Consider the following 23,612-nt stretch of genomic DNA (forward strand, 5'->3'; position numbering starts at 1 on the left):
TTCGTGGCGATCGAGAAGATCCCGCTGACCACCAACGGCAAGCTGGACGCCCGCGCCCTGCCGGCCCCCGACCGGGAGGCCTTCGCCGGCGCCGAGCTCGTCGCCCCCCGCAACCCGGTGGAGCAGGCCCTCGTCGCCATCTGGCACGAGGTGCTGGGCCTGGAGCAGGTGAGCGTCGAGGACAGCTTCTTCGACCTCGGCGGCGACTCGATCCGGGCCGTGCGCCTGGTCGGTGCGCTGCGGGCGGCCGGCTTCGACTTCTCGATCCGGGACGTCTTCGAGCACCGTACGGTCGCCGAACTCGCCCTCCAGGTACCGGACTTCACGGGCGGCGCCTCGCTGATCCGGACGGTCGAGCCGTTCGAGCTGATCGGCGCCGAGGACCGCGCCAAGCTCCCGGCGGACGTCGTGGACGCGTACCCGATGTCCCAGGTGCAGACCGGCATGATCGTCGAGATGCTCACCGACACCGAGCGCCACACGTACCACAACCTCACCTCCTTCCGGGTCCGCGACGAGCACCCGTTCGACCCCGCGATCTTCCACGAGGCCGCTCGCGCCGTCGTCGAGCGGCACGAGATGCTCCGCACCTCGATGGACCTCACCGGCTACTCCCAGCCCCTCCAGCTGGTGCACGCCGCCGCCGAGGTCCCGATCGCCCTGCACGACCTGCGCGGGCTCACCGAGGCCGGGCAGCTGGAGCGCTTCCTCGCCTTCGTGGCGGACGAGCGGGCCGACCTCTTCGAGCCGGAGCGGGCGCCGATGATGCGCTTCTCCGTGCACCTGGAGTCGGACGCCGCCTGGCGGCTCAGCTTCACCTTCCACCACGCGATCACCGAGGGCTGGGGCTACCACGCCCTGCTGATGGAGGTCTTCGAGGTCTACTCGGCCCTGCGCGACGGCCGGGAGCCCGAGCCGTTCGAGCAGCCGGCCGTGCGCTACGCCGACTTCATCGCCGCCGAGCAGGCCGCCCTGGCCGACCCGGAGAGCGAGGCGTTCTGGAAGCGGATCGTGGACACCCACGTGCCGCTCGTCCTGCCGGTCGGCCTCGGCGACGAGAGCGGCCCGGCCGAGACCCTCCGGGTGCCGGTGCCCTACGCGGACCTGGAGGACGGGCTGCGGGCGCTGGCCGCGGCGGCCGACTCCTCGCTGAAGTCGGTCCTGCTGGCCGCGCACCTCAAGGTGATGAGCGAGCTCACCAACGAGTCCGCCTTCCACACCGGCATGGTCTACCACGGCCGGCTGGAGGCCCCCGGCAGCGACCGGGTGATGGGCATGCACCTCAACACCCTGCCGTTCCCGCTGCAGCGCGGCGCCCGCACCTGGCGCGAGCTGGTGGCGCAGGTGTACGCGCAGGAGACCGCGATCTGGGAGCACCGGCGCTACCCGCTGCCGGCCATCCAGCGCGCGGCGGGCGGCAACCAGCGCCTGCTGAACGTCCTGTTCGAGTACCTCGACTTCCACCACCTGGACAGCACCGTGGTGGACACCGACGGCGGCTACAGCGACGCCCCCACCGAGTTCGGCATCAACATCGCCGCCACCGGCGGCAACATCCTGCTGCGCGCCTCGACCCGGGCGCTCGGCCGGGAGGGCGCCGAGCGCCTCGGCGCGATGTACCGCTCGGTGCTGGAGGCCATGGCGGCCGACGCCGGCGGCGACGCGCTGGTCTCCCGCCTGCCCGGGGCCGAGCGCGCCCGGGTGCTGTCGGCCTGGGCGCTGAGCGAGGACGCGGACCGCGGTCCGCAGTCGACCCTCGACCTGTTCGAGCGCCAGGCGGAGCTGACCCCGGACGCGGTCGCGGTGGTCGCCCCCGACGGTTCGCTGACCTACCGCGAGGTGGAGGAGCGGGCCAACCGGATCGCCCACCACCTGCTGGCGCAGGACGTGCGGCCGGACACCCTGGTCGGCGTCTGCCTGGCGCGCGGCGTGCACCTGGTGCCGACCCTGCTCGGCGTCTGGAAGGCGGGCGCGGCCTACCTGCCACTGGACCCGACGCTGCCGACCGAGCGCCTGGGCATCATGCTGCGCCAGTCCGGCACCTCGCTGGTCGTCACCACCGCGGACCGGCTGCCGGTGCTCTCGGCGGTGCACCAGGGCGGGTACGTGCTGGCCGACGAGGACGCCTTCCTGATCGCGGCCCGGCCGGCCGTCCGCCCCGAGCGGACCGCCGACCTCGACCGGCTCGCCTACGTGATCTACACCTCGGGTTCGACCGGCATGCCGAAGGGCGTCATGGTCCACCACCGGGGCCTGGTGAACTACCTGGTGTGGACGCTCGGCGTCTACGCCTCGCACGGCGACGGCGGCGCGCCGCTGTTCTCGTCGATCTCCTTCGACCTGGGCATCCCGGACCTCTTCTCGCCGGTCCTGTGCGGCCAGACCGTGTACCTGCTCAAGGACGGCATCAACACCGCCGACCTGGGCCGGGAGCTGATGGCGGGCGCCCCGTACGCCTTCGTGAAGCTCACCCCGGGCCACCTGGACCTGCTCACCCACCAGCTCACCGCCGACGAGGCGAAGCGGCTGGCCGGCGTGGTGATCGCGGCCGGGGACAACTTCCCGACCTCGCTCGCCGCCCGCTGGCAGGAGCTGGCCGGCCCGGACGGCACCAAGGTGGCCAGCGAGTACGGCCCGACCGAGATCACCATCGGCAACTCCGGCGAGCTGCTGGAGCGGCTGCCGGGCGCCGAGCTGATCCCGCTCGGCCCGCCGATCCCGAACACCTCGATGTACGTGCTCACCGACACCCTGGAGCCGGTCGCGGTCGGCGTCCCGGGGGAGGTCTACATCGGCGGCACCGGGCTGGCCCGCGGCTACCTCGGCCGCCCCGACCTGACCGCCGAGCGCTTCCTGCCGGACCCGTACGGCAAGCCGGGGGCGCGGCTCTACCGCACCGGCGACCTCGGCCGCTGGCTGCCCGACGGCAGCCTGGACTTCCTCGGCCGGATCGACAACCAGGTCAAGATCCGCGGCTACCGCATCGAACTCGGCGAGATCGAGGCCCGGCTGCGCCGGCACCCGGCCGTCGAGGACACCGTCGTCACCGTCCGCGAGCCGCAGCCCGGCAACCGCCGGCTGGTCGGCTACGTGGTCACCGCCGACGGCCACGGCCTGGACCCCGACGCCCTGCGCGCCCACCTGGCCGCCGCGCTGCCGGAGTACATGGTCCCGTCCGCCTTCATGGCGATCGACAAGGTCCCGCTGACCGCCAACGGCAAGGTCGACACCCGGGCGCTCCCGGCGCCCGACCGCGGCTCGCTGGCCGACGGCGACCTGGTCGCCCCGCGCACGCCCGTCGAGGAGGCCCTCGTCGCGATCTGGCGCGAGGTGCTGGGCCTGGACGAGGTCAGCGTGAAGGACAGCTTCTTCGACCTCGGCGGCGACTCGATCCGGGCGGTGCGCCTGGTCGGCGCGCTGCGGGCGGCCGGCTTCGACCTGTCGATCCGGGACGTCTTCGAGCACCGCACGGTCGCCGAGATGGCCCTGCGGGTGCCCGACGCGGTCGGCGGCGCCTCGCTGGTCCGGTCGGTGGAGCCGTTCGAGCTGATCGGTGCGGAGGACCGGGCCGCGCTCCCGGCGGACGTCGTGGACGCCTACCCGCTGTCCCTGGTGCAGACCGGCATGATCGTCGAGATGCTCACCGACGCCGAGCAGCGCACGTACCACAACCTGGCGTCCTACCGGATCCGCGACGAGCGGCCCTTCGAGGCCGAGGCGTTCCGGACGGCGGTCCGGCTCGCGGTGGCCCGGCACGACGTGCTGCGGACCTCGGTGCACCTGGAGACCTACTCCGAGCCGATGCAGCTGGTGCACGCCGGGGCGGAGCTGAAGGTCGCGGTCGAGGACGTCCGCGGGCTCGACGCGGCGGCGCAGTTCCAGGCGCTGCTGGCCTTCGCCGAGCGCGAGCAGGCCGAGCTGTTCGACCTGGCGAGCGCCCCGCTCACCCGGATCACCGTGTTCCTGGAGGCCGACGACGCCTGGCGGCTGGTCTTCACGCACTGCCACGCCGTCACCGACGGCTGGAGCCTGAACACCCTGCTCGGCGAGCTGGTGGCCGACTACCGCACGCTGGTGGACGGCGCGGTGCCCGTGCAGGAGGCCCTGCCGGTGCGCTACGCGGACTTCGTCGCCGCCGAACTGGCCGCCCTGGCCGGCGGGGAGGACGAGGCGTTCTGGCTCGACGTGGTCGGCACCCACGTGCCGTTCGCGCTGCCGGAGGGCTGGGGCGACCCGGCCGCGGCGCGCGAGCCGGTCGAGGCGGCCGTCCCGCTGGCCGGCCTGGAGCCGGGGCTGCGGGCGCTGGCCCAGCAGACCGGGGTGTCGCTGAAGAGCGTGCTGCACGCGGCGCACCTGAAGGCGCTGAGCATGCTGACCGCCGAGCCGGCCTTCTACACCGGCCTGGTGGCGCACGGCCGTCCGGCGGTGCCGGGCTCCGAGCAGGTGCTCGGCATGCACCTCAACACCCTGCCCTTCCCGATGGACCGCACGGCGCGGACCTGGCGCGAGCTGGTGGCGCAGGTGTTCGCCCGGGAGACCGAGTTCTGGGCGCACCGGCACTTCCCGCTGCCGGCGATCCAGCGGGCCTCGGGCAGCAGCCGCGGGCTGCTGAACGCGGTCTTCGACTTCCACGACTTCCACCAGGTCGACACCGACCGGGTCGACACCGGGGCCTCGCTCTCGCAGGCCTCCACCGAGTTCGACCTGCTGGTCGTGGTCTCGGGCGGCTTCGTCAACCTCCGCTCGGACACCGACGTGCTCACCCGGGCCGAGGCGGACCGGCTGGCGTCGCTCTACCGGACCGTCCTGGAGGCCATGGCGGCCGACCCGGACGGCGACGCCCGCCTGGCGTACCTGCCGGCCGGGGAGCTGGAGCTGCTGACCGGCAGCTGGGCCGCCGCGCAGGAGGCCCCGGTGGACACCACCGTCCACGAGGTGTTCGAGCGGCAGGTGGCCGCCACCCCGGACGCGGTGGCGGTGGTCTCCGACGGCGTCGAGCTGAGCTACGCCGAGGTGAACGAGCGGGCCAACCGGCTCGCCCACCACCTGCGGTCGCTGGGCGCAGGACCGGAGCGGCTGGTCGGCCTGTCGCTGGAGCGCGGGCCCGACCTGCTGCCGGCGCTGCTGGGCGTGCTCAAGTCCGGTGCCGCGTACGTGCCGCTGGACCCGTCCAACCCGCAGGACCGGCTGGACTACATCCTCGCCGACACCGCGGCGCCGATCGTGGTGACGCAGCGCAGCCTCGCCGAGCGCTTCGCCGGCTTCGGCGGCGAGCTCGCCGTCCTGGACGACGAGGCGACCGCGGGCGCGCTCGCGGCGGCCCCGACCGGCAACCCGGCGGTGCTCGCCGGCCCGGACAGCGTGATCTACGTGATCTACACCTCCGGCTCCACCGGCAAGCCCAAGGGCGTCTGCCTGTCGCACGGCAACGTGGTCCGGCTGTTCACCACCACCCGCGAGCAGTTCCGCTTCGGCCCCGAGGACGTGTGGACGCTGTTCCACTCGTACGCCTTCGACTGGTCGGTGTGGGAGATGTGGGGCGCGCTGCTGCACGGCGGCCGGATCGTGGTCGTCCCGGCCGCGGTGTCGCGGGCCCCGGGCGAGTTCCTCGACCTGCTGGTGGAGCACCGGGTGACGGTGCTGTGCCAGACCCCGACCGCGTTCCGCACGCTGGCCCAGCTGGCCGGCGCCGGGGACGCCCGGGTGGACGGGCTCTCGCTGCGCACCGTGATCTTCGGCGGCGAGCGCCTGGACATGGGCGAACTGGCCCCCTGGGCCGCCCGGGTGGGCGTCGACCGCACCGCGCTGGTGAACATGTACGGCATCACCGAGACCACCGTGCACACCACCCACCACCTGGTCAGCGAGGAGGACCTGGCGCACGCCTCGGCCAGCCCGATCGGGGCCGCACTCGGCGACCTGCGGATCTACCTGCTCGACGCACAGGGCGAGTTGGCGCCGATCGGGGTCCCCGGGGAGATCCACGTCGGTGGCCCGGGCGTCTCCCGCGGCTACCTGGGCCGCCCGGAGCTGACCGCCGAGCGCTTCGTGCCGGACCGCTTCGCCGGCGACGGCTCGCGGCTGTACCGCTCGGGCGACCTGGCCCGCCGACTGGCGGACGGCAGCCTGGAGTTCCTCGGCCGGATCGACACCCAGGTGAAGATCCGCGGCTTCCGCATCGAGCTGGGCGAGATCCAGGCCCGGCTGCGCGAGCACACCGCGGTCGAGGACGTGGTCGTCACCGTCCGCGAGGCGGCCGACGGCGAGAAGTCCCTGGTGGCGTACATCGTCCCGGCGGGCGGGGCGGAGCCGGACGTGGCCGCGCTGCGCGGTCACCTGGCCGCCGGACTGCCCGACTACATGGTGCCGTCGGCGTTCGTGGCGATCGAGCGGATCCCGCTGACCACCAACGGCAAGCTCGACACCCGCGCCCTGCCGGCCCCCGACCGGGAGTCCTACGCCGGCGCCGAGCTGGTGGCCCCGCGCACCCCGGTCGAGGCGCGGATGGCCGCGGTCTGGCAGGACGTCCTCGGGCTGGAGGCGATCGGCGTCGAGGACAGCTTCTTCGACCTCGGCGGCGACTCCATCCGGGCGGTGCGCCTGGTCGGCGCGCTCCGGGCGGCGGGCTTCGACCTGTCGATCCGGGACGTCTTCGAGCACCGGACGGTCGCCGAACTCGCCCGGCGGGTACCGGAGTCGGTCGACGGCTCCTCGCTGATCGAGACCGTCGCCCCGTTCGCCCTGATCGGCGAGCAGGACCGGGCGAAGCTGCCCGCGGGCGTCGTGGACGCCTACCCGCTGTCGCAGGTGCAGACCGGCATGATCGTCGAGATGCTCACCGACACCGAGCAGCACACGTACCACAACCTCACCTCCTTCCGGGTCCGCGACGAGCGGCCGTTCGACCTCGCGCTGTTCCGTGCGGCCGCCCGGACGGTGGCCGGCCGGCACGACACCCTGCGCACCTCGGTGGACCTCACCGGCTACGCCAAGCCGCTCCAGCTGGTGCACGGGGACGTCGAGGTCCCGATCGCCCTGCACGACGTCCGCGGCCTGCCCGAGGCCGAACAGCTGCGGCTGGGACGCGAGTTCGTCGAGGCCGAGCGGGTCACCCTGTTCGACCCGGAGACCGCGCCGCTGATCCGCTTCTCGGTCCACCTGGAGTCCGACGAGGCCTGGCGGCTCACCTTCACCTTCCACCACGCCATCACCGAGGGCTGGAGCTACAACACCCTCCTGATGGAGCTGATCGAGGTCTACACGGCCCTGCACGACGGCCGGGAGCCGGAGCCCTTCGAGGCGCCGTCCGTCCGGTACGCGGACTTCATCGCCGCCGAGCAGGCCGCGCTGGCCGACCCGGCCACCGAGGCGTACTGGCTGGAGGTCGTCGACGAGCACGCCCCGTTCGACCTGCCGATCGGCTGGGGCGACGAGGGCGCCCGGACCGCCGACGGCGACCGGCACGCCCAGGTGCGGGTCCCGATCCGGGACCTGGAGGACGGCCTGCGCGACCTGGCCGGCACCACCGGGGCCTCGCTGAAGTCGGTGCTGCTCGCCGCCCACCTGAAGGTGATGAGCATGCTCACCACCGAGGAGGCCTTCCACACGGGCGTGGTCTACCACGGCCGGCTGGAGGCACCGGGCGGCGACCGGGTGATGGGCATGCACCTCAACACCCTGCCGTTCCCGCTGCGCCGTGGCGCCCGCACCTGGCGCGAGCTGGTCGGGCAGGTCTTCGCCCGCGAGACGGAGAACTGGGCGCACCGGCGCTACCCGCTGCCGGCCGTGCAGCGGGCCGCGGGCGGCAAGCAGCGCCTGCTGAACGTGCTGTTCGAGTTCCTGGACTTCCACCAGGTCGACCGGGAGAGCGTCGACACCGGCGCCAACTTCACCTTCTCCGTCAACGAGTTCATGCTCAACGTGGTCGTGATCGCCGGCCACGTCACCATCAACAGCAGCGACGTCACGGTCATCGGCCGCGACAGCCTGGACCGCCTGGGGGCGATGTACCGGATGGTGCTGGAGGCCATGGCGGCCGACACCGAGGGCGACGCGAGCGCCCGCTACCTGCCCGAGACCGAGCGCCGCCGCCTGCTGGACGGCGCGGCCGCGGAGCCCGTGCAGACCGAGACCCTGACCCGCGAGCTCTTCGAGCAGCAGGCCGCCCGGACGCCGGACGCGGTCGCGGTCGTCGCCGACGGCCAGGAGGTGGGCTACGCCCAGCTCGACGCCTCGGCGAACCGGATCGCCCAGCGGCTGCGCGCCCTCGGCGCCGGCCCGGACGCGCCCGTCGGCGTCCTGCTGCCGCGCGGACCGAAGCTGGTCTCCACCCTGCTGGCCGTCTGGAAGGCGGGCGCGGCGTACCTGCCGATCGACCCGCTGCTGCCGGCCGACCGGATCGGCTACATGCTGGCCGACGCCGGGGCCGCGCTGCTGGTCAGCGAGTCCGGCCCGGCCGACCGGCTCGCCGGATCGTTCGAGGGCACCCGGCTGCTGCTGGACCGCGAGGTCCTGCCCGCCGCCGCGCCCGCCCCGGCCCGGGTGGTCTCCCGGGACGACCTGGCGTACGTGATCTACACCTCGGGCTCCACCGGGCGTCCCAAGGGCGTGATGGTGAGCCACGGCTCGCTGTTCAACCTGCTCTGCTCGATGCGCGACGACGCCGCGCTCGGCCTGCCGGGCAGCTGGCTGGCGGCCACCTCGATCTCCTTCGACATCTCGGCGCTGGAGATCCACCTGCCGCTGATCACCGGCGGACGGATCGTGCTGGCCTCGGACGGCGCCGCCAAGTCGCCGGCCGCCCTGCTGGAGCTGGTCGCCGAGCACCGGGTGAGCCACCTGCAGGCGACCCCGTCCGGCTGGCGGCTGCTGCTGGCCGCGGGCCTCGACCTGCCCGGCGTCACCGCGCTGACCGGCGGCGAGGCGCTGCCGGTGTCGCTGGCGCAGGAGCTGCGCGGCCGGGTCGGCCGCCTGGTCAACGTCTACGGTCCGACCGAGACGACGATCTGGTCCAGCTTCTGGGAGGTCCCGCCGGCGCCGAAGGCGGTCTCCGTCGGCCGCCCGGTCGCCGAGACCCAGCTGTACGTGCTGGACGCCGGCCTGGAGCTGGTCCCGATGGGCGTCACCGGTGAGCTGTTCATCGGCGGCGACGGGCTGGCCCGCGGCTACCTGGGCCGCCCGGAGCTGACCGCCGAGAAGTTCCTGCCGGACCCGTTCGGCCCGCCCGGTGCGCGGCTGTACCGGACCGGCGACCTGGCCCGCCGACTGCCGGACGGCAGCCTGGAGTGCCTGGGCCGGGCCGACAGCCAGATCAAGCTGCGCGGCTACCGGATCGAGCTCGGCGAGATCGAGACCGTGATCGCCGACCTGCCGGGCGTCCGGGAGGCCGTGGTGGTCCTCTGGGAGGACCCGGCGGGTGAGAAGCTGCTGGTGGCGTACACCGTGGCGGCCGAGGGCGGGGCGGCGGACGCCGCCGCGCTGCGGGCCGGGGTGGCGGCGACGCTGCCCGAGTACATGGTCCCGTCCGCCTTCGTCGCGCTGGACGCGCTGCCGCTGAACTCGGCCGGCAAGGTGAACCGCCGCGCCCTGCCCGCACCCGAGCGCGAGGCCTTCGCGGCCGGACGCCGGTTCGTGGCGCCGCGCACCCCGGCGGAGGAGCGGATCGCCGCGGTCTGGCAGGACGTGCTGGGCGTGGCGGAGGTCGGCGTCGAGGACGGCTTCTTCGACCTCGGCGGCGACTCCATCCGGGCGGTGCAGCTGGTCGGCTCGCTCCGCGCGGCCGGCTACGACCTGGCCATCGGGGACGTCTTCGAGCACCGGACGGTCGCCGAACTCGCGGCCCTGGTACCGGACTCGGCCGGCGGCACCTCGCTGATCCGGACGGTGGAGCCGTTCGAGCTGATCGGCGACCTGGACCGGGCGAAGCTGCCCGCCGGGGTGGTGGACGCCTACCCGCTGTCGCAGGTGCAGACCGGCATGCTGATCGAGATGCTCGCCGACGACGAGCAGCGGCTCTACCACAACCTGACCTCGCACCTGATCCCGGACACCAGGCCGTTCTCCGAGGACGCGTTCTGGCAGGCGGTGCGGACCCTCGTCGCCCGGCACGAGATCCTGCGCACCTCGATGGACCTCACGGGCTACGCGCAGCCGATGCAGTTGGTCCACGCGACGGCCGAGATCCCGCTGTCGGTCTCCGACCTGCGCGACCTCTCCCCGGAGGCCCAGCGCAGCGTCGCCCGGGCGTTCGCGGCGGCCGAGCGGGACACCCCGTTCGACCCGGCCGTGCCGCCGATGCTGCGGCTCGCGGTGCACGTGGAGTCGGACGCCGCCTGGCGGCTGACGATCACGCTCTCGCACGCGGTGCTGGAGGGCTGGAGCATGACCACGCTGCTGGTCGAGCTGCTGGACGTCTACCGCCGGCTGCTGGACGGCGAGCCGGTCGAGGAGCCGGAGGCGCCGGCGGTCCGGTACGCGGACTTCATCGCCGCCGAACTGGAGTCGCTGGCCGACGAGGGCGACCGGGCGTTCTGGCAGGGCGTGATCGACGAGAACGCGCCGGTGCTGCTGCCGGGCTCCTGGGCCCGGGGCGAGGGCGAGTCCGGCGACGTGGCCGTGCAGGTGCCGTACGAGGACCTGGCGGACGGGCTGCGGGCGCTGGCGACGGCGACCAGGTCCTCGCTGAAGTCGGTGCTGCTGGCCGCCCACCTGAAGGTGATGAGCGGGATCGGCAACGAGCCGGCCTTCCACACGGGCGTGGTCTACCACGGCCGGCTGGAGGCACCGGGCGGCGACCGGGTGATGGGCATGCACCTCAACACCCTGCCGTTCCCGATGGTCCGGGGCGCCCGGACCTGGCGCGAGCTGGTCGAGCAGGTCTTCGCGCAGGAGACCGGGATCTGGGCGCACCGGCGCTACCCGATGCCGGCCGTCCAGCGTGCCTCTGGCAGCAGCGAGCGGCTGCTGGACGTGCTCTTCGAGTACCAGAACTTCGCCCAGCTGGAGAGCGCGGTCGACACCCGCGGCGGCGTCGCCTCGGGCGGCAACGAGTTCGCGCTCAACGTGATCGCGACCACCGGCCGGATCAACCTGTGGGGCAGCGGCTCGGCGATCGGCGCCGAGGCCGCCGAGGCGCTCGGGCGGATGTACCGCTCGGTGCTGGAGGCGATGGCCGCCGACGCCGACGGTGACGCCCGCGGGTCGCACCTGCCGGCCGACCAGCGCACCCGGGTGCTCACGGACTGGGCGCTCGGCGAGGCGGTGGAGCGGGGCGGGCTTGCCACCGTCGACCTGATCGAGCGGCAGGCCGAACTGACCCCGGACGCGGTCGCGGTGGCCGCCCCCGACGGCTCGCTGACCTACCGCGAGCTGGACGAGCGGGCCAACCGGATCGCCCACCACCTGCTGGCGCAGGGCGTGCAGCCGGACACCCTGGTCGGTGTCTGCCTCGCCCGCGGGCTGGACCTGGTGCCGGTGCTGCTGGGCGTCTGGAAGGCGGGTGCGGGCTACCTCCCGCTGGACCCGTCGCTGCCCACCGAGCGGCTCGGCATCATGCTGGCGCACACCGGCACCCGGCTGGTGGTGACCGACCTCGGCCACCGTCCGCTGCTCGACGGGGTGCACCACGGCGACGTCGTCCTGGTCGACGGGGACCGTGCCGTCCTCGACGCGCTGCCGGCCGTGCGGCCGGAGCGCACCACCGACCTCGACCGCCTCGCCTACGTGATCTACACGTCGGGTTCGACGGGTGTGCCGAAGGGGGTGATGATCCACCACCGGGGTCTGGCGAACTACCTGCTGTGGACGCTGGATGCGTATGCGGCGCACGGGGACGGCGGTGCTCCGTTGTTCTCGTCGATCTCCTTCGATCTGGGGATTCCGGACCTGTTCTCGCCGCTGCTGTGCGGGCAGGTGGTGCGGTTGCTGAAGGACGGCATCGACACGGCGGATCTGGGCCGGGAGCTGATGTCGGGTGCGCCGTACGCGTTCGTGAAGCTGACGCCGGGCCACCTGGACCTGCTGACGCACCAGCTGACCGCGGACGAGGCGTCGAAGCTGGCGGGGGTGGTGATCGCCGCGGGTGACACCTTCCCGACCTCGCTGGCGGCGCGCTGGCAGGAGCTGGCGGGCGCGGCGGGGACGAAGGTGGCGAGCGAGTACGGTCCGACGGAGATCACGATCGGGAACTCCGGTCAGCTGATCGCGCAGCTGCCGGGTGCGGAGCTGATCCCGCTGGGCGGGCCGATCCCGAACACCTCGATGTACGTGCTGACCGAGGCGCTGGAGCCGGTGGCGGTCGGGGTGCCGGGTGAGGTGTACATCGGTGGTGACGGGCTGGCCCGCGGTTACCTGGGGCGTCCGGACCTGACGGCGGACAGGTTCCTGCCGGACCCGTTCGGCGCGCCGGGCGCGCGGCTGTACCGCACCGGTGACCTGGCGCGCTGGCTGCCCGACGGCAGCCTGGACTTCCTGGGCCGGATCGACAACCAGGTCAAGATCCGCGGCTACCGCATCGAACTCGGCGAGATCGAGGCCAGGCTCCGCGAGCACGCCGGGGTCAAGGACGCGGTCGTCACCGTCCGCGAGTCGCAGGCCGGCGGCAAGGCCGTCATCGGCTACCTCGTCCCCGCCGGGGAGCAGGAGCCGGCGGCGTCCGAGCTGCGGGCGCACCTGGCCGCGGTCCTGCCGGAGTACATGGTGCCGTCGGCGTTCATGGCGATCGAGAAGATCCCGCTGACCGCCAACGGCAAGGTCGACACCCGCTCCCTGCCGGCCCCCGACCGCGATCTGCTCGCCGGCACCGCGCGGGTCGCCCCGCGCACCCCGGTCGAGGCACGGATGGCCGCGGTCTGGCAGGACGTGCTCGGGCTGGACGAGGTCGGCGTCGAGGACGGGTTCTTCGACCTCGGCGGCGACTCGATCCGGGCCGTGCGCCTGGTCGGCGCGCTCCGGGCGGCGGGCTTCGACCTGTCGATCCGGGACGTCTTCGAGCACCGCACCGTCGCCGGCCTGGCCGGGCTGGTGCCGGCCGAGGCGGCGGAGACCTCGCTGATCCGGGCGGTCGAACCGTTCGCCCTGATCGGCGAGCAGGACCGGGCGAAGCTGCCCGAGGGCCTGGTGGACGCGTACCCGCTGTCGCAGGTGCAGATCGGCATGCTGGTCGAGATGCTGGCCGACGGCGAGCGCCGCAACTACGTCGACGTCAGCTTCTACCGGGTGCCCGACCCGCGGCCGTTCTCCCTGGCGGCCTTCCGCGAGGCCGTCCGGACGGTCGTCGCGCGGCACGAGATCCTGCGCACCTCGGCCTGGCTGACCGGCTACTCGCGGCCGATGCAGCTGGTCCACGCGAACGTCGACGTGCCGATCGGCCTGCACGACCTGCGCGGGCTCGACCCGGACGACCAGTACCGGGCGGGCGTCGAGTTCGAGGCCCGCGAGCGCGCCGACCTGTTCGACATCGCCACGGCCCCGCTGCTGCGCTTCAACGTGCTGCTGGAGTCGGACGAGGTCTGGCGGCTCAGCTTCACCCACTGCCACGCGGTGACCGAGGGCTGGAGCATGCACTCCATGCTCATGGAGCTGCTCGGCGTGTACGGGCGGATCCTGGACGGCGAGCCGGTCGAGGAGCCGGAGGCGCCGGCGGTCCGGTACGCGGACTTCATCGCCGCCGAGCTGGAGTCGCTGGCCGACGAGGGCGACCGCGCCTTCTGGCAGACCCTGGTCGACGGGCACGCGCCGATGGTGCTGCCCGGCTCCTGGGGCCGCGGCGGCGGCGCCAAGGTCAACGTGGGCTCCCAGGTCCCGTTCGACGACCTGGAGGAGCGGCTGCGGGCGCTGGCGTCGGCGACCGGGTCCTCGCTGAAGTCGGTGCTGCTCGCCGCGCACCTGAAGGTCATGGGCGAGCTGACCACCGAGCCGGCCTTCCACTCGGGCGTGGTCTACCACGGCCGGCTGGAGGCGCCGGGCGGCGACCGGGTGATGGGCATGCACCTCAACACCCTGCCGTTCCCGATCCGGCGCGGCGCGCGCACCTGGCGCGAGCTGGTCGAGCAGGTCTTCGCGCAGGACACGGAGATCTGGTCGCACCGGCGCTACCCGATGCCGGCCATCCAGCGGGCCTCGGGCAGCAACCAGCGGCTCGTCTCGGTGCTCTTCGAGTTCCTCGACTTCCACCAGGTGGACGGCGAGCAGGTCGACGTCTCGGCCGAGATCCACGTCGCGCCGAACGAGTTCGCGGTGAACGTCGCCGCGATCGACGGCCGCATCGAGGTGATCTCCACGACCGACGTCCTCACCAGGGCCGAGGCCGACCTCCTCGGGCGGATGTACCGCTCGGTGCTGGAGGCGATGGCCGCCGACGCCGACGGCGACGCGCTGGGCTCCTGCCTGCCGGCCGAGGACCGCGAGCGGGTGCTCACGCACTGGGCGCTCGGCGGGACCGCCGAGCGGGGCGGGCTTGCCACCGTCGACCTGATCGAGCGGCAGGCGGCCCTGACCCCGCACGCCCTGGCGGTGGTCGCCCCCGGCGGCTCGCTGACCTACCGGGAGGTGGACGAGCGGTCGAACCGGATCGCCCACCACCTGCTGGCGCAGGGCGTGCGGCCGGACACCCTGGTGGGTGTCTGCCTGGAGCGCGGGCTGGACCTGGTGCCGGTGCTGCTCGGGGTGTGGAAGGCGGGTGCGGGCTACCTCCCGCTGGACCCGTCGCTGCCCGTCGAGCGGCTCGGGGCGATGCTCGCCCAGTCGGGCACCTCGCTGGTCGTCACGACCGGTGAGCGGGTGCCGGCGCTGTCCGCGGTGCACGGCGGCGGGTACGTCCTGGTGGACGAGGACGCCGCGGCGATCGCCGCCCGGCCGGCCACCGCCGTGGAGCGCACCACCGACCTCGACCGGCTGGCGTACGTGATCTACACGTCGGGTTCGACGGGTGTGCCGAAGGGGGTGATGATCCACCACCGGGGTCTGGCGAACTACCTGCTGTGGACGCTGGATGCGTATGCGGCGCACGGGGACGGCGGTGCTCCGTTGTTCTCGTCGATCTCCTTCGATCTGGGGATTCCGGACCTGTTCTCGCCGCTGCTGTGCGGGCAGGTGGTGCGGTTGCTGAAGGACGGCATCGACACGGCGGATCTGGGCCGGGAGCTGATGTCGGGTGCGCCGTACGCGTTCGTGAAGCTGACGCCGGGCCACCTGGACCTGCTGACGCACCAGCTGACCGCGGACGAGGCGTCGAAGCTGGCGGGGGTGGTGATCGCCGCGGGTGACACCTTCCCGACCTCGCTGGCGGCGCGCTGGCAGGAGCTGGCGGGCGCGGCGGGGACGAAGGTGGCGAGCGAGTACGGTCCGACGGAGATCACGATCGGGAACTCCGGTCAGCTGATCGCGCAGCTGCCGGGTGCGGAGCTGATCCCGCTGGGCGGGCCGATCCCGAACACCTCGATGTACGTGCTGACCGAGGCGCTGGAGCCGGTGGCGGTCGGGGTGCCGGGTGAGGTGTACATCGGTGGTGACGGGCTGGCCCGCGGTTACCTGGGGCGTCCGGACCTGACGGCGGACAGGTTCCTGCCGGACCCGTTCGGCGCGCCGGGCGCGCGGCTGTACCGCACCGGTGACCTGGCGCGCTGGCTGCCCGACGGCAGCCTGGACTTCCTGGGCCGGATCGACAACCAGGTCAAGATCCGCGGCTACCGCATCGAACTCGGCGAGATCGAGGCCCGCCTGCGCCGGCACGACGCGGTGCAGGACGCGGTGGTGGCCGTCCGGGAACCGCAGCCGGGCAACCGCCGACTGGTCGGCTACGTGGTCACCGCCGACGGGCACGCGCTGGACGCCAACGCCCTGCGCGCCCACCTGGCCGGGGCACTGCCGGAGTACATGGTGCCCACGGCGTTCGTGGCGATCGAGAAGATCCCGCTGACCGCCAACGGCAAGGTCGACACCCGCTCGCTGCCGCTCCCCGACCGCGGGGCGCTCGCCGAGAGCGAGGTCGTCGCCCCGCGCACCCCGGTCGAGGAGACCCTCGCCGCCATCTGGCGCGAGGTGCTCGGAGTGGAGCAGGTGAGCGTCGAGGACAGCTTCTTCGAGCTCGGCGGCGACTCCATCCGGGCCGTGAAGGTGCTGGCCGCCGGCCGCGAGGCCGGACTGTCGGCCCTCGCGGTGTGGATGATCTACCAGGCGAACAGCCTCGCCGAACTGGCCGCGCTGATCGAGGAGGCGGGCGGCGAGGAGTCGTCCGGCGACGCGGTCGAGCCCACCCCGGCGCAGCTGCGGCTGCTGGAGCAGGGCGGCGCCGGTGCCGACACCGTCCGGCTGTCGGTGGCGCTGGAGCCCGACCACGAGGTCCTGGAGCAGGCGCTGCAGGCGGTGGTCGCGCACCACGACGCCCTGCGGCTGAGGATCGGCGCCGACGGCCGGGCGAGCGTCGCCCGGCCCGGGGACGCCCCGCTGCTGCGGGTCGTCGACCTGGGCGCGCTGCCCGTGGCGGAGCGGTCCGCCGCGGTCGAGGCGGCGGTCGGCGCGGTGCGCGAGGGCCTCGACCCGGAGCACGGGCCGCTGCTCGGCGCCACCCTGCTGCACTTCGGCAACGGGCAGCCGGACGAGCTCCGGATCGCGGCCGACCGGCTCGCCGTCGACCGCGCCACCTGGCCGATCCTGCTCACCGACCTGAACGCGGCCTACGAGCAGCGGGCGGACGGCGTGCCGGTGGTGCTGCCCCGCGGACCGGTGGACCTGGCTCGCTGGACCGGCGGGCTCGGCGCCCTGGCCGCCTCGCCGGAGGTGCTCGACCAGGCCGACTACTGGCTCAACCGGGTGCCCGGCGCCGATCTGCCGCGCGACCACGCGGACGGCCCGGCCGTGCCGACCCACGCCACGGACGAGACCGTCACCGTGACGCTCTCCGCCGAGCGCACCGCCGCCCTGCTGGCCGGCGGACAGGCCGAGGCGGTCCTGCTGGCCACCCTCGGCCGGGCGGTCACCACCTGGTCCGGCGGCGACCGGATCGAGGTCGACCTGGCGGCCGACCCCCGGCAGGACCCGGAGCACCGGGCCCAGCTCGACCGGCTGGCGGGCCCGCTCGGCGACGTCCACCCGCTGGCGCTGCGGGTGCCGCGCAACCGTGAGCTCCCGGCGCTGGTGCGCGGTGTCGTGCAGCAGCTGCGCTCGGTGCCGTCCCCGGCCGCCGGGTACGGGCTGCTCCGGTACCTGGCCGCGGACCTGGACCTGCGGGCCGAACTGGCCGAGCCCGGCGCCGCACAGCTCGGGTTCACGCTGGACCTGGACGGCGCGGTACGGGTCGAGCGGGAGCGGACGCCGCTGGTGTTCGTGCCCGACCACCTCGCGGTGGCCGCGGATCCGCAGGCCCCGCGGGCGCACCTGCTGGACGTGCACGCGCACCTCTCCGGCGGGCAGCTGTACCTCCGCTGGACGCACAGCGCGGCGGTGCACGAGGCGGCGACCGTCCAGCGGCTGGCGCAGGACCAACTGGACCTGCTCGCCGCCCTGCTGGACGGCGACGGCGACGGCACCGGTGGAGCGGACGGCGACGGCGGGAGCGGCGGGAACGGTGGCGGGAACGGCGGTGGCGGCACCGGCCGTCCCTCCGGCCGCGGCTCCGGCCCGGCCGCAGGCCGCCCCGCGCGGACCGCGGCGCCGACCCGCGAGGCGCTGCTGGAGGTGATGGGCCGGCACGGCATCCCCGGTGCCCAGCTGGCCGTGATCCGGGGCGGCGAGGTGGTCTCGGTGGAGGGCTACGGCTCCACCGAGGCCGGCGGGGGCGCGCCGGTGACCCCGGAGACGCTGTTCGCCGCCGGGTCGCTGAGCAAGCACGTCACCACCTTCGCCGTGCTGCGGCTGGTCGGTGCGGGCCGGCTGGACCTCGACGGGGACATCAACCGCCACCTGACGTCCTGGCGCGTCCCGGACGACGGCGGGGCACCGATCACGCCCCGGCTGCTGCTCTCGAACGTGGCCGGCCTGGCCCCGTACCTGCCGCCCCGCGACTTCGAGCGCGGCGAGGAGCTGCCGACCGTCCTGGACCTCCTGGACGGCCGGCCCCCGGCCCGCACCCCCGCGGTGCGGCGGGAGTGTCCGCCCGGGGAGGTGTTCCGGCAGAACCCGTACAACTACTGCATCCTCCAGCAGGCGATGGCGGACATGCTCAAGCAGCCGTTCTCCGAGGTGATGTGGGAGCTGGTGTTCGAGCCGCTGGGGATGGCGGCGAGCAGCTTCGACCCGGTGTTCCCGGAGACCACCGGACTGGCCTTCGCCCACGCCCACGACGCCTCCGGGGCGGCCGTCCCGGGCGGCTACCACGTCTACCCGGAGGCCGCGGCCGGCGGCCTGTGGAGCACGGCGGGGGACCTCGCCCGGCTCGCGGCCGAGGTGCGCGCCGGCTACCTGGGGACCCCGGGGGCGCTGGTGCCCCGGGACCTCGCCCGGCAGATGCTCACCCCGCAGTCCGACCGGCCGTACGGGTGGAGCACGGTCATCGACAACACCGGCGCCGACCTGGAGTTCGGCCACGGCGGCCAGGCCTTCGGGTACCAGGCGATGTCGGGGCTGCGGGTGCACTCGGGCGACGGCGCGGTGGTGCTCACCAACGCCGCCACCGGCCGGGAGCTGGTCAAGCACCTGATCGCCACCGTGTGGTCGAACCAGGACCGGCTGGCCGCCCTCTGGCAGCGGGCCATCGACGAGGCCGTCGCCCGCGAACAGCGGGCGAACGGTGCGACCCAGGAAGCAGGTTCGCGCACGTGACCCGAATCCAGACCCGGGACTCCGGCGTGCGGCCCGAGGCCGCCGCCGGGGCCCCCGGCCCGGCCGCCCCGGCCGCTCCGGCGAAGGGGGCCGCGGCGGCCGTCCTCGACCGCGAGCCGGAGCCGCTCGTCCCGCTGCGGCGCAACCGCGACTTCACCAAGCTGTGGATCGGCGCGGGCGTCTCCCGCTACGGTGCGACGGTCGGCATGGTGGCCAACCCGATGCTGGTGCTCTGGCACTCCGGCTCGGGCACCTCCACCGGCCTGGTGACCTTCGCCGCGACGCTGCCCAGCCTGCTGGTGCAGCTGCCGGCCGGCGCGCTGGTGGACCGCTGGGACCGCAAGCGCACGATGATCATCTGCGATGTGCTCGGCCTGCTCGCCGTGCTGTGCGTGGCCCTGGCCGCCTTCAAGGGCTGGATCTTCCTGCCGCTGATCATGGCGTCCTCGTTCATCGGATCGGCGCTCGCCATCTTCTACCAGCTGGCCGAACAGGCCAGCGTCCGGCGGGTGGTGAGGACGGAACAGCTGCCCGCCGCGCTCTCCCAGAACGAGGCGCGCGGTGCGGCGATCGGCCTGCTGGGCCAGCCGCTCAGCGGCTTCCTGTTCAACCTGGCCCGCTGGCTGCCGTTCGTCTTCACCGCGGTCGCCAACCTGGTGGCGCTGGCCTGCCTGGTGCTGATCCGCAAGGACCTCCGGCCGATCCGCTCCCCGGAGCGGCAGGCCCTCCACCTGGACATCCGGGAGGGCGCGGTCTGGCTCTGGCGGCGCCGCTTCCTGCGGATCATGATGGTGCTGTTCGCCAGCACCAACGTGGTGTTCCAGGTGCTCGGCGTGAGCATCATGGTGATCGTCCACCAGACCGGCGGCTCGGCGGCGACGCTCGGCACCGTGCTGGCGGTCGGCGGGGTGGGCGGCCTGCTGGGCGCGCTCGCGGCGCGGCCCTGGCAGCAGCGGTACGGCCTGTACCCGACGGCGGTGTTCGGCCTGGCGGCCTGGACGCTGCTGATCCCGCTCGCGGTGACCCTGCGCGACCCGGTGGCGATCGCCGCCACCCTCGCCGGCATCTGGTTCGTCGGCGCGCTCTTCAACGTGACGGCCGCCGTCTACCAGACCCGCACCACCCCGGACGAGCTCCAGGGCCGCGTCACCGGGGTCTCCCGCTTCCTCTCCTCCGGGGCCAACGCCCTCGGCGCCCTGGCCGGCGGCGTGCTGCTGGACCGGGTCGGCACCGGCTGGATCGGCCTCGGCATGGCGGTCGTACTGATCGCGCTGACCGCGTACGTGGCGAGCAGCCGCACCGTGCGGGCCGAGTCCCGGGCGGCCGGCGAGGACCGGACCGCGCGGAGCGGCGGCGCCACCGCCGGGCCTGCGCAGGAGCCCGAGGACGGTTCCGAGCCCGAGGCCGCCGCCGAGCAGGCCGCCGCCGAGCAGGCAGAGCCCGAGCAGGCCTCCTCCGACGATGCCGACGACGAGCAGACCGACCCCGATCGGCCCGACCCCGAGCAGCCCGCTTCCGCGCAGCCCGAAGGCGGGACGGCCGGTGCGGAGGAGTCCGCCCGACCGGCCGCCGCCGACCGCCGCACACCCACGACCACAGAGGTAACGACATGAAGGACTCCAGCACCCGCTGGTTCCGCCGGGGCCGGACCGGTACCGAGCCCGAACTGCGGCTGGTCTGCTTCCCGCACGCGGGCGGCACCCCGAGCCTGTTCCGCAGCTGGCAGCAGTACCTGCCGGACGAGGTCGAACTGCTCGCCGCCTGCTACCCGGGCCGCCAGGAGCGGATCGCCGAACCGCTGATCGACACCATGGCGGTGCTGGCCGACTCGGCCGCCGACGCCCTGGAACCGCTGCTCGACAAGCCGCTGGCGGTCTTCGGCCACAGCATGGGCGCCTCGCTCGCGTACGAGGTCTCGCTGCGGCTGGCCGAGCGGCACGGCGTCCGGCCACTGCGGGTCTTCGTCTCGGGCCACCAGCCGCCGCACTGCGCCGAGCGCACCCGGCACCACCTGCTCGACGACGACGGCCTGGTGGCCGAGCTGGGCCGGCTGGGCGCCTCCGGACTGGAGGCGATCACCGACCCGGACCTGCGGGACCTCGTGCTGCCCAGCATCCGGGCGGACTTCAAGCTGATCGAGACCTACCACGCCGAGCAGCCGGCCCGGCTGGACAGCCCGGTCACCGCCTTCCTCGGCGAGCAGGACGAGAACTGCCCGCCGGAGCGGATGCGCGCCTGGTCGGAACTGACCTCCGCGGACTTCGAGTTGCGGCTCTTCCCGGGCGGCCACTTCTACCTGGAGCCGCTGGAGGCGGTGCTGGTCCCGCAGATCGCCGCGCACCTCCACGACGACCTGCGCCTGCACCGCGCGCACCGGCTGCTGGCCGCCAACGCCGCGCGCCGCGCCCAGCCGCCGACGGTCGCCGCCGCTCCGGCCGCCCCCGCGGAGGCCGGCCGTGGCTGACGCCCGCGCGCTCTCCCACGCGGAGAAGGCGCTCTGGTTCCTGTACAAGCTCGCCCCGGGCAGCGCCGCGTACCACACCGGTGCCGCGCTGGTGGTCCACGCCGGGCTCGACCTCGCCGCCCTGGCCCGGGCGGTGGACCGGCTGGCCGAGCAGCACGAGATGCTGCGCTCGACCTACACCGAGGCCGACGGGGTGCCGGTGCGGATCGTGCACCCGGTGGCGCCCGTCCGGCTGGAGGTGCGGGAGACCGCGGCGGCCGGCCCGGCCGAGCTGCGCGAGCTGGCCCGGACGGCCGTCAACGAGCCCTTCGGGCTGGAGCAGGACGGCCCCTTCCGGTTCGCCGTGCTGCGCGGTGCGGGGGAGGAGGTGCTGCTGCTGATGGCGGGCCACCACATCGCCACCGACGCGTTCTCCAACTCGGTGCTGATGCGCGACCTGTTCACGCTGTACGAGCAGGCCGCGGCCGGCAAGCCGCTCGAACTGCCGCCGGTGCGCTCCCGCTACGACGCCTTCGTGGCGGCGGAGGAGGAGCTGCTGGCCTCGCCCCGCCGGAGCGAGCTGGAGCGCCACTGGGCGGAGATCCGGCAGGGCGCGGCGGCGGCCGAACTGCCGCTGGACCGGCCCCGGTCGGCGGCCTCCGCGCAGGCGGGCGCCACCTACCGGGTGGAGCTGACGGATGCCCAGGTCGAGGCGGTCCGTGCGGCCGCCCAGGAGGCGGGCGTCACGCTCTTCGCCTACCTGCTGGGCGCCTTCCAGGGCCTGGTCCACCGCTACACCCGGCGGGGCACCTTCCTGATCGGCTGCCCGACCACCGCCCGGACCGGCTCGCGGATGCGCGGGGTGGTCGGCAACTTCGTCAACACCCTGGTGTTCCGGGCGGCCTTCACCCGGACGACCACCTTCCGGGAGGCCGTGCTCGCGGCGTCCGAGCAGGTCAGGGCGGGGATGGGGGCGGTCGCCTACCCGTTCGCGCTGGTCGCCCGCTCGGCCGCGCAGGCCGGGGCCGACGCCGGCGCGCCGCTCTGCCGGATCACCTTCAACCTGATCGGCACGGCCCACCCGGACCCGCTGCTGCAGCTGCTGCTCGACCCGCGCGACGACGCCCCGGCGGCCGACTGGGCCGGGCTGCGGATCAGCCCGGTGGAGCTGCCGCAGTCCGAGGGCCAGCTCGACCTGGCCGTCCACGTGCAGCAGAGCCGCCGCTCGCTCGGCTTCGAGTTCCGGTACGACACCAGCGTGTTCGAGCCCGACACGATCCGCCGGCTGGCCCACCAGTTCGTCCGGCTGCTCGACGCGGCGGCGGCCGACCCGGACGGCCCGGTGTCCCGGGCGGCCCTGCTGCGCGAGAGCGAACTCGCCGCACTGGCCGCGGACGCCCCGGCCGCCGCCCCGGCCCGATGACTTTCCACCTCCACGACACGAAGGGAACCGAGATGACGGACGCCGCAGCGGCCTGGAAGCCGCTGGAGATCAATCCGGACAGCGCCGGCACCGAGGCGACCGCGGCCGGGCTGGCCCGCCACCTGGCCGAGGCCGGGGACCTGGGCGCGCTGCTGGCCCGGGAGAAGGCCGTGGTGTTCCGCGGCTTCCACGTCCCCGAGGACGGCCTGGACGGGGTGATGGACGCCCTGCTGCCCGACCGGCTCGCCTACGTGCACGGCAACTCGCCGCGCACCAAGGTCGGGCGCAACGTCTACACCTCCACCGAGTACCCGCCCGAGTTCACCATCTCCATGCACAACGAGCTGTCCTACGCCCACCGCTGGCCGGCCCGCCTGCTGTTCTTCTGCGCGGTGGCCGCGGAGACCGGCGGCGCCACCCCGGTGGTCGACGGCGGGCTCTGGCTCTCCTCGCTGCGCGACGAGGTCCGCGAGGCCTTCGCGGGCGGCGTCCTGTACCGGCAGAACCTGCACGGCGGGCGCGGCCTCGGCAAGAGCTGGCAGGCCACCTTCGAGACCGAGAGCCGCGCGGAGGTCGAGGAGTTCCTGGCCTCGACCGAGGCGGAGTGCGACTGGCGCCGGGACGGCTCGCTGCGCATCAGCCAGCACCGCCCGGCCACCACCCGGCACCCGGTCACCGGGCAGGAGGTCTGGTTCAACCAGGCCGACCAGTGGCACCCGGCCGGCCTCGGCGACGACACCGCCGCCGCGCTGGCCAAGGTGCTGCCGGCCGACGAACTGCCGCAGTCGGTGACCTTCGCCGACGGCGGGGCGATCCCCGCCGAGTACGTGCACCACATCCGCGACCGCGGCCTGGAGTCCGCGGTCGACGTGGACTGGCGGCAGGGCGACCTGCTGCTGATCGACAACGTCCTGGTCGGCCACGGCCGGCGGCCCTTCACCGGGAGCCGCCGCGTGCTCGTGGCGATGTCCAGCTAGTACCCATCGAGAG

Annotated in this window: 5 protein-coding genes; all 5 read left to right on the forward strand. The window is 74.1% G+C overall.

All coding sequences use genetic code 11. The features are described from left to right. Positions 1-117 precede the first annotated feature (117 nt). The 5 genes from ACWGB8_RS21030 to ACWGB8_RS21050 are packed head-to-tail and all read left to right on the forward strand — an operon-like array spanning position 118 to position 23,599. Positions 118-18,756 (forward strand): amino acid adenylation domain-containing protein, encoded by an 18,639-nt coding sequence (locus ACWGB8_RS21030; protein ID WP_452215053.1) that lies wholly within the window; start codon positions 118-120, stop codon positions 18,754-18,756. Beyond that, positions 18,753-20,369: an MFS transporter gene (locus ACWGB8_RS21035; RefSeq protein WP_452215054.1), complete on the forward strand. Its 1,617-nt coding sequence runs from the start codon at positions 18,753-18,755 to the stop codon at positions 20,367-20,369. The genes ACWGB8_RS21030 and ACWGB8_RS21035 overlap by 4 nt, the downstream gene beginning before the upstream one ends. Beyond that, positions 20,366-21,220 carry a thioesterase II family protein gene (locus ACWGB8_RS21040; protein ID WP_452215055.1) on the forward strand — a complete coding sequence of 285 codons (855 nt, stop codon included), beginning with the start codon at positions 20,366-20,368 and terminating at the stop codon, positions 21,218-21,220. The genes ACWGB8_RS21035 and ACWGB8_RS21040 overlap by 4 nt, the downstream gene beginning before the upstream one ends. After that, positions 21,213-22,622, forward strand: coding sequence for a condensation domain-containing protein (locus ACWGB8_RS21045; RefSeq protein ID WP_452215056.1), 1,410 nt, complete (start codon positions 21,213-21,215; stop codon positions 22,620-22,622). The genes ACWGB8_RS21040 and ACWGB8_RS21045 overlap by 8 nt, the downstream gene beginning before the upstream one ends. A 32-nt stretch (positions 22,623-22,654) precedes the next feature. Beyond that, positions 22,655-23,599 (forward strand): TauD/TfdA family dioxygenase, encoded by a 945-nt coding sequence (locus tag ACWGB8_RS21050; protein WP_452215057.1) that lies wholly within the window; start codon positions 22,655-22,657, stop codon positions 23,597-23,599. Positions 23,600-23,612 lie beyond the last annotated feature (13 nt).

The organism is Kitasatospora sp. NPDC054939 (assembly GCF_053610105.1).

Bases quoted from the DNA above. Each gene is read 5' to 3' on its own strand.
- ACWGB8_RS21040 (WP_452215055.1), top strand. From the start codon at position 20,366: ATGAAGGACTCCAGCACCCGCTGGTTCCGCCGGGGCCGGACCGGTACC.
- ACWGB8_RS21050 (WP_452215057.1), top strand. From the start codon at position 22,655: ATGACGGACGCCGCAGCGGCCTGGAAGCCGCTGGAGATCAATCCGGAC.